We start from the raw sequence: 6,351 nt of genomic DNA, 5'->3' as shown, positions 1-6,351 counted from the left end.
CCTCGACCAGCTCGGCCGCCTTCACGTCGCGGCCCTTGGCGGCGTCCGCGGGCAGGACCTCGACGACGGTGTCGGCCCGGTCGGCCGCGACGACCCGGACGCGGCCCGCGGGGATGTCGAGGACGACGGTGACCGGGGCGGGGGTGTTGAAGGTGTGCATCGTGCTCTCCTTGACTGGCTGCGCTGGTTTCTGACATTGGAAACGCTACGTTGCATTCCAAGCCTTGGCAACTTACTCGTTGCATCAAATCCCAATAGCAGCAGGTCAAAGCCGGTAAATCGTTGCAACAGCCACAGAAATAACGCAACGTCACACATGCAGTCCGTTGCAATGAATGGGCGTGAACGCTACTCCGGGGGCGGGCCGGCTCCGGTCAGTGGCGCTGCCGGGCTGCCGTCACTTGAGGTCGTTCAGCGCCGTGTTGAGCAGGACGACGTTGACGCCGGCCTGGCCGAGGAAGCCGAGCGAGCGGCCCTCGGCGTACTCGCCGATCAGCCGGTTCAGCTTCTCGGCGGGCACGTTGCATGCCTTGGCCACCCGGTCGAACTGCTCCTTCGCGTAGGCGACGGAGATGTGCGGGTCGAGGCCGGAGCCGGAGGCGGTGACGGCGTCCACGGGGACGCTCGCCGGGTCGACGCCGTCGAAGGCCGCGATCGCGGCGCGCCGGTCCTGGATCGTCTTCAGCAGGTCCTCGCTGTTGGGGCCGAGATTGGAGGCGCCGGAGGCCTTCGGGTCGCACGAGCCGGCGGAGGGGCGCGGCTGGAACCACTTCGGGTCCGGCTGGGCCTGCTCGTTAGGTTTCCTTCGGTCGGTCGGTCCGGCTGGTTCTGCGCCTCCATCACCGGGCCAGGCGGCGGAAGCACCAGCGCAGTGCAGCAAGGGCAAGGCCTGCTGCCACGTTCTCCACAAGGGGCATGGCAGAAGAGTGCCGGTGGCCTGGAACCAGTGGACTGAATTGGTACTCCAGCCGTAGATCGTGATCACGGATGGGAAGGTCAGGCCCGGGACGCTCCGAGGAACCGCAGCACGGCCAGGACGCGGCGGTGGTCCGCGTCGACCACGGGCAGGTCGAGCTTGGCGAAGATGTTGTTGATGTGCTTCGCCACGGCGCTCTCGCTGACCACCAGCGCCTGCGCGATGCCGGCGTTGGAGCGCCCCTCGGCCATCAGGCCGAGCACCTCCCGTTCGCGGGGGGTCAGCCGCGCGAGCGGGTCGCTGTCGCGCCGCAGCAGCAACTGGGCGACGACCTGCGGGTCCAGGGCCGTGCCCCCGTCCGCCACTCGCCGGACCGCCGCCACGAAGTCGGCGACATCGGCAACCCGCTGCTTGAGCAGGTAGCCCACACCGCTGGTGTTCGCAGACAGCAGGTCAGCCGCGTACCGCTCCTCCACGTACTGCGAAAGCAGCACCACCGGCGTCCCCGGCCAGCGCCGACGGATCTCCATCGCCGCCCGCACCCCCTCGTCGGTGAAGCCGGGCGGCATCCGGACGTCGATCAAGGCGAGTTCGGGCCGGTGCTCCGCCACTGCCGCCAACAGCCCCTCCGCGTCGCCGGCTTCCGCGGCGACCTGGAACCCACCCATCTCCAGCACCTTGATCAGGCCGACCCGCAACAACACCGAATCCTCGGCGATCACCGCGCGCACGGCAGCTCCGCGGTGATGGTGGTGGGCCCGCCGACGGGGCTGCTGACGTGGAAGGCCCCGTCGAGGGAGCCGACCCGCTTGGCCAGCCCCGTCAGCCCCGTGCCGGCGGCTGCGTCGGCACCGCCCAGCCCGTCGTCGGTAACGCGCACTCGCAGCACCTCACCGACCTGACGGACTATCACCTCTGCACGCATCGCGTTGGCGTGCTTCGTTGCATTGGTCAGCGCCTCAGAGATCACGAAGTACGCGACTGACTCCACGTCGGGCGCCACCCGTTCCTCCAGATTGACCCGCAGCCGCACCGGCAGGGGCGTGCGGGCAGCCAGCCCGGACAACGCCGCGTCCAGACCTCGGTCTTCGAGCACCGCCGGGTGCAGCCCCCGCACCAGGTCATTGAGTTCGGCGATCGCCTCCTTCGCCTCCAGGTGCGCTCTCGCGATCACCTCGCGGGCATCACTCGGCAGGTCCGGGCGGGTGGCAATGGCCAGACCCAGGTTGACCGCGAGAGACACCAACCGCTGCTGGGTGCCGTCGTGCAGGTCGCGCTCGATCCGGCGGCGCTCCGCGTCGACGGCTTCGATCAAGTCGGTCCGGCTCACGGTCAGCTGATCGACCCGCTCCTGGAGCCGCTGCGCCCGGCTGGGCCCGAGCAGGCCCAACGCCAGCCGCGCCTCGGCCCGGGCTACTGCCCGCGCGGTCCAGGGCAGGGCGCACAGGAGGAGGAGTCCAGCCGCTGTGTAAGCCGGCAGCTGGGTCAGGTAGCCGAACCAGTCCTGGCGGATTCCGGTTGGCAGCGCCCATGACCAGGCGTAGGCGATGACGCCCGCCAGGCACGCCGCTGCCACCGCGAGCACCAGCAGCTCCAGCAGCGCGAGCAGCGGGCCCAGCAGGAGGTGGTAGCCGATCTTGCGCCAAGGCCGCGTCGCCGCGAGCCACCGGGCGGTCGAGGCCCACGTCCGTTGTTCCGGCGCGGTGGGGGTGAGCCGGGGGACGTCCACACCGATGAGCACCCGGTAGCGAGCCCGCTGAACGGCCGTCAGCACCGGGGTGCCGAGCAGGACCAGGGCGGCCGACGTGGAAACCGTAAGGAGCCAGTTCCCCGTCCTGGCGGTGGTCGCCGCCGCCCAGGCCCACACGGGCACCAGCGCCAGGTGCGGCAGCACACCAACGGCAAGAAAGCCGGTGTCCCGCTGCGCCCGGAGGACCGTGCGTCTCAGTCCGGCTGGAATCGTCATGGCACGACGCTAGGGCACCGCAGGAGGACGGTGCCATGAAGCCTGTACCCGATCTCATGGTGAACCTAGTACCAGCTGTAGATCTTGATCTTGGCCTGTGGGCGGACAGCATCTCGGGTCGGTAGGTCGGCTTCTGCCGGCCGCTGGCAGGTGGACCGGGCCCGGTGGAACAGGCACTATGCCCCGGTGAGCATCGTCATCAAGTTCTTCGTGGCACCGGACGCCGAAGCTGCCGCTGCTGTCGCGGGGGGTGGTCCCGACGGGGTCTTCGAGTCCCTGACCTTCGGCAACTTCGATGTCGAGGAGGCTCTGATCGAGTGGGAGGGCATCTTCACCGGTCGGAGCTTTAAGGAAGTCCTCGACGACGATGTTCCCGAGACTGTTGTCGACCCGGACGACGGCGAGGGTCCGCTCGTCCTCGCCGTCTCCGGCACCCTTCGAGATGCCCTGTGCACTGCCGTCGAGCACCGGCTCGCTGAAGTCAGCCGGCTGTGGGTGGCCGAGCGGGCGGCAGACGGCGAGGTCTTCGACCCCGAGATCGCCGTGTGGATCCTGAGCGGCTTGGCCGACCTGGCCCGTGGCGTCCGCGAGGGAGACGAGAACCTGTACTGCTGGGTGGCGTAGAAAGGCACGGCCACCGTTGATCATCGTCGGTTGTGTGGACAGACGAAGATCGGCCGATGGCCGTGGGCCACGGCGTAGACCCTGCCCGGTGGCAGCCGGTGTTCGACGACCTGATGGCGAGGGTGGCGAGGCGGTTCGCCCGGGTCGAGCCGCGTCGCAGGGCACGGGCCTTCGTGCGTTGCTACTCGGCTGGACCCGTTCCTTTGAGCGCCCTGGTCAGGGTGGCCGGGCGCCGCTGGACGGTGGAGGAGACCTTCCAGTCCGCGAAGGGCCTGACCGACCTGGACGAGCACCAGGTCCGCCGCTGGACCTCCTGGCACCGCTGGACCACGCTGGCCATGCTCGCGCACGCATTCCTCGTGGTCACGGCCGCCATCGAACGGACCACCGTGACCACGCCGCCGGGGCTCGCCCCGCTGACCTGCGGCGAGATCCAACGCCCCTTCACCGCCTTCGCCGCACCGCAACCACGCGGCCTGGCGCACTGGCTCAGTTGGTCATGCTGGCGCCGACGACACCAGGCCCGTGCACGGAGCAGCCACTACCAACGTCAGGCCCTCCAACAGCCGTGATCAAGATCTGCAGCTGGAGTATTAGACCTGCCCCGCCGACCGGGCGTTCGCGTCCTTGCGCTCCGCGAGGAGGAACAGCACCGCTGCGGCCGCGATGAGGCCGAGGCCGGCGGCGGTGCAGGCCATGACCGTACCGGCGGACGCGTCGGCGATCCGCGGGAGGCCGTTGAGGGGGGCGAGGGCGTAGAAGCAGAGGACGCCGTAGGCGCGAAGCCTCATCCCGGCCCGTCGCTCCCGCGTCCACGGCGGTGTCCAGCCGGCCAGTACCGCCACCGGAATCGGCAGCAGGAGCGCGGTGGACACTGCCAGCGCCGTCCAGTGGTACAGCGGATTGCCGTTCACTACGCCCCCTCCCAGGTGATCACCAGCTTAGGGAGCATCGGCGCGGCACGTCCACCATCGAATGCCGCGAAGCTCCGCATGGCACCCGCGGCTCCCGAGTGGCGCCACATGGCACCAAGCGACGCCATCGCAGACCGCCGGCATCAGACACGGCACGGGCGGCGCCACAGCAGGCCTGTCCATCCGCGCGCGTTTCCGCAGGTCAGGAGCATCACCGCCGCGAGGCGCCACGAATGGCGCCATACGGGCTTGCACATGGCGCCATCATGGTGCCACCATGGCGTCACGAACCTGGACCACCCGGTCGCGCCGACGGCCGACCGGGCACAGCTCGACCGGCCGGGTGTGCCGACCGCGGCACCCCGCACCCCACCCCATCCACACACCGCGTCCCACCAGCGGGGACGTCCTGCAGAGCCGAGAGGACGGGACAGCCATGCCTTCCTTCACCACCCCCGAACCGATCTCCGTGACCGCCAGCGTGGAGGCCGGTTCCGTCCGGCTCACCGCCGGCGACCGCACCGACACCGTCGTCGAGGTGCTGCCCCGCGACCCGCAGAAGGACCAGGACGTGCGGGCCGCCGAGCGGACCCGGATCACCTGCACGGACGGCGTCCTGACCGTCACGACGCCCAAGCAGCCCTTCTCGCTCCGCCGCTCCGGAACCGTCGACGTGACGGTCGGACTGCCGACGGGCTCGCACGTCGCCGTGGCCGGCTCCTGGACCCAGGTGCTCGGCGAGGGCCGGCTCGGCGAGGTCCGGGTGAAGACCTCCTCGGGCGACCTCCGCTTCGACACGACCGGCGCGCTGCACCTGGAGGCCTCGCACGGCTCGATCACCGTCGACCGGATCGAGGGCGCCGCCGAGATCAGCACCAGCTCCGGCAGCGTGCGCGTCGGCACCGTGGACGGCCCCGCCACCCTGAAGAACGCGCACGGCACCACCACCGTCGGCACCGCCCTCGGCGACCTCCGGGTGCGCGGCACCAACGGCGACATCGACATCGCCCACGCCGAGGCGTCCGTCACCGCCAGCACCGCCCACGGCACCCTGCGGTTGGGTGAAGTCGTCCGCGGGACGGTGCGGTTGGAGACCGCCTTCGGCTCGATCGAGGTCGGCGTCCGCAAGGGCACCGCCGCCTGGATCGACGCCGCCTCCGGCTCCGGGCAGGTCCGTAACGCGCTCGCCGCCGCCGGAGCCCCGGCCGCAGCCACGGCCGATTCGGAGGCCGAGGACACCGTCAAGGTCAGCGCCCGCACCACGCACGGCACCGTCGACATCCTGCGTGCCCGGGCCTGACCCGCGGCAGCACCGGCACCACCGTCCCGCTCCAGCCACGCCAGCCTTCAACCGGAGGGCCCCATGCCTTCGTCCGCCATGCCCGCATCCAGGACGGACCTCGACCAGCAGCCGCCTGCCGCGATCACCGCCGCCGGTCTGCGCAAGTCCTACGGCGACAAGACCGTCCTCGACGGCATCGACCTGCACATCCCGGCCGGCACCGTCTTCGCACTGCTCGGCCCGAACGGCGCCGGCAAGACCACCGCCGTCAAGATCCTCTCCACCCTCGTCACCGCCGACGGCGGCACCGCCCGGGTGGCCGGCCACGACCTCGCCGCCGACCCGCAAGCCGTCCGCGCCGCCATCGGCGTCACCGGCCAGTTCTCCGCCGTCGACGGCCTGATCACCGGTGAGGAGAACATGCTCCTCATGGCCGACCTGCACCACCTCACCAAGCGCGAGGGACGACGCGTCGCCGCCGAACTCCTGGACCGTTTCGACCTCGCCGAGGCCGCGAAGAAGCCGGCCTCCACCTACTCCGGCGGCATGAAGCGCCGCCTCGACATCGCCATGACCCTGGTCGGCGCACCGCGGATCATCTTCCTCGACGAGCCCACCACCGGCCTCGACCCGCGCTCCCGCCAGAACA

The 6,351-nt window shown here is 70.5% G+C and carries 7 protein-coding genes and 2 pseudogenes; 4 read left to right on the top strand and 5 right to left on the bottom strand.

Translation table 11 applies throughout. The annotated features are described in order from the left end of the window. From ABD353_RS40740 to ABD353_RS38950, 4 genes and pseudogenes are all read right to left on the bottom strand, one after another. Nucleotides 1-160 (bottom strand): annotated as a pseudogene (locus ABD353_RS40740) (DUF4097 family beta strand repeat-containing protein); the annotation flags it as partial. A gap of 237 nt (nt 161-397) precedes the next feature. Beyond that, nucleotides 398-880, bottom strand: coding sequence for a potassium-transporting ATPase subunit C (locus ABD353_RS38960; RefSeq protein ID WP_344628465.1), 483 nt, complete (start codon nt 878-880; stop codon nt 398-400). Nucleotides 881-996: 116 nt separating this feature from the next. After that, nucleotides 997-1,647: a response regulator gene (locus tag ABD353_RS38955; RefSeq protein WP_143600460.1), complete on the bottom strand. Its 651-nt coding sequence runs from the start codon at nt 1,645-1,647 to the stop codon at nt 997-999. After that, a complete protein-coding gene (locus ABD353_RS38950) occupies nt 1,635-2,882 on the bottom strand; it encodes a sensor histidine kinase (protein ID WP_344628464.1) in 1,248 nt (415 codons plus the stop codon). The genes ABD353_RS38955 and ABD353_RS38950 overlap by 13 nt, the downstream gene beginning before the upstream one ends. A 186-nt stretch (nt 2,883-3,068) precedes the next feature. Between ABD353_RS38950 and ABD353_RS38945 the strand changes: the two genes are divergently transcribed. Next, the gene (locus tag ABD353_RS38945; protein ID WP_344628463.1) at nt 3,069-3,506 is read left to right on the top strand and encodes a hypothetical protein; all 438 of its coding nucleotides are present in this window, start codon (nt 3,069-3,071) and stop codon (nt 3,504-3,506) included. Between the two features lie 164 nt (nt 3,507-3,670). Next, nucleotides 3,671-4,078: pseudogene (locus ABD353_RS38940) on the top strand (IS701 family transposase); the annotation flags it as partial. Between the two features lie 21 nt (nt 4,079-4,099). Here the strand turns inward: ABD353_RS38940 and ABD353_RS38935 are convergent. Further along, nucleotides 4,100-4,420 (bottom strand): hypothetical protein, encoded by a 321-nt coding sequence (locus ABD353_RS38935; protein ID WP_344628462.1) that lies wholly within the window; start codon nt 4,418-4,420, stop codon nt 4,100-4,102. A gap of 436 nt (nt 4,421-4,856) precedes the next feature. Between ABD353_RS38935 and ABD353_RS38930 the strand changes: the two genes are divergently transcribed. Together ABD353_RS38930 and ABD353_RS38925 are read left to right on the top strand one after the other, a co-directional pair. Continuing rightward, nucleotides 4,857-5,720: a DUF4097 family beta strand repeat-containing protein gene (locus ABD353_RS38930; protein WP_344628461.1), complete on the top strand. Its 864-nt coding sequence runs from the start codon at nt 4,857-4,859 to the stop codon at nt 5,718-5,720. Between the two features lie 63 nt (nt 5,721-5,783). Continuing rightward, nucleotides 5,784-6,351, top strand: a 568-nt coding sequence (locus ABD353_RS38925) for an ABC transporter ATP-binding protein (protein WP_344628460.1), incomplete at its 3' end; no start/stop codon positions are given.

The organism is Kitasatospora arboriphila (assembly GCF_039528095.1).
Classification (GTDB): Bacteria; Actinomycetota; Actinomycetes; order Streptomycetales; family Streptomycetaceae; genus Kitasatospora; species Kitasatospora arboriphila.
The sequence above is the reverse complement of the archived record's forward strand: the minus strand, read 5'-3'. Positions and strand labels throughout refer to the sequence as shown.

Bases quoted from the DNA above. Each gene is read 5' to 3' on its own strand.
- ABD353_RS38930 (WP_344628461.1), top strand. From the start codon at position 4,857: ATGCCTTCCTTCACCACCCCCGAACCGATCTCCGTGACCGCCAGCGTG.
- ABD353_RS38950 (WP_344628464.1), bottom strand. From the start codon at position 2,882: ATGACGATTCCAGCCGGACTGAGACGCACGGTCCTCCGGGCGCAGCGG.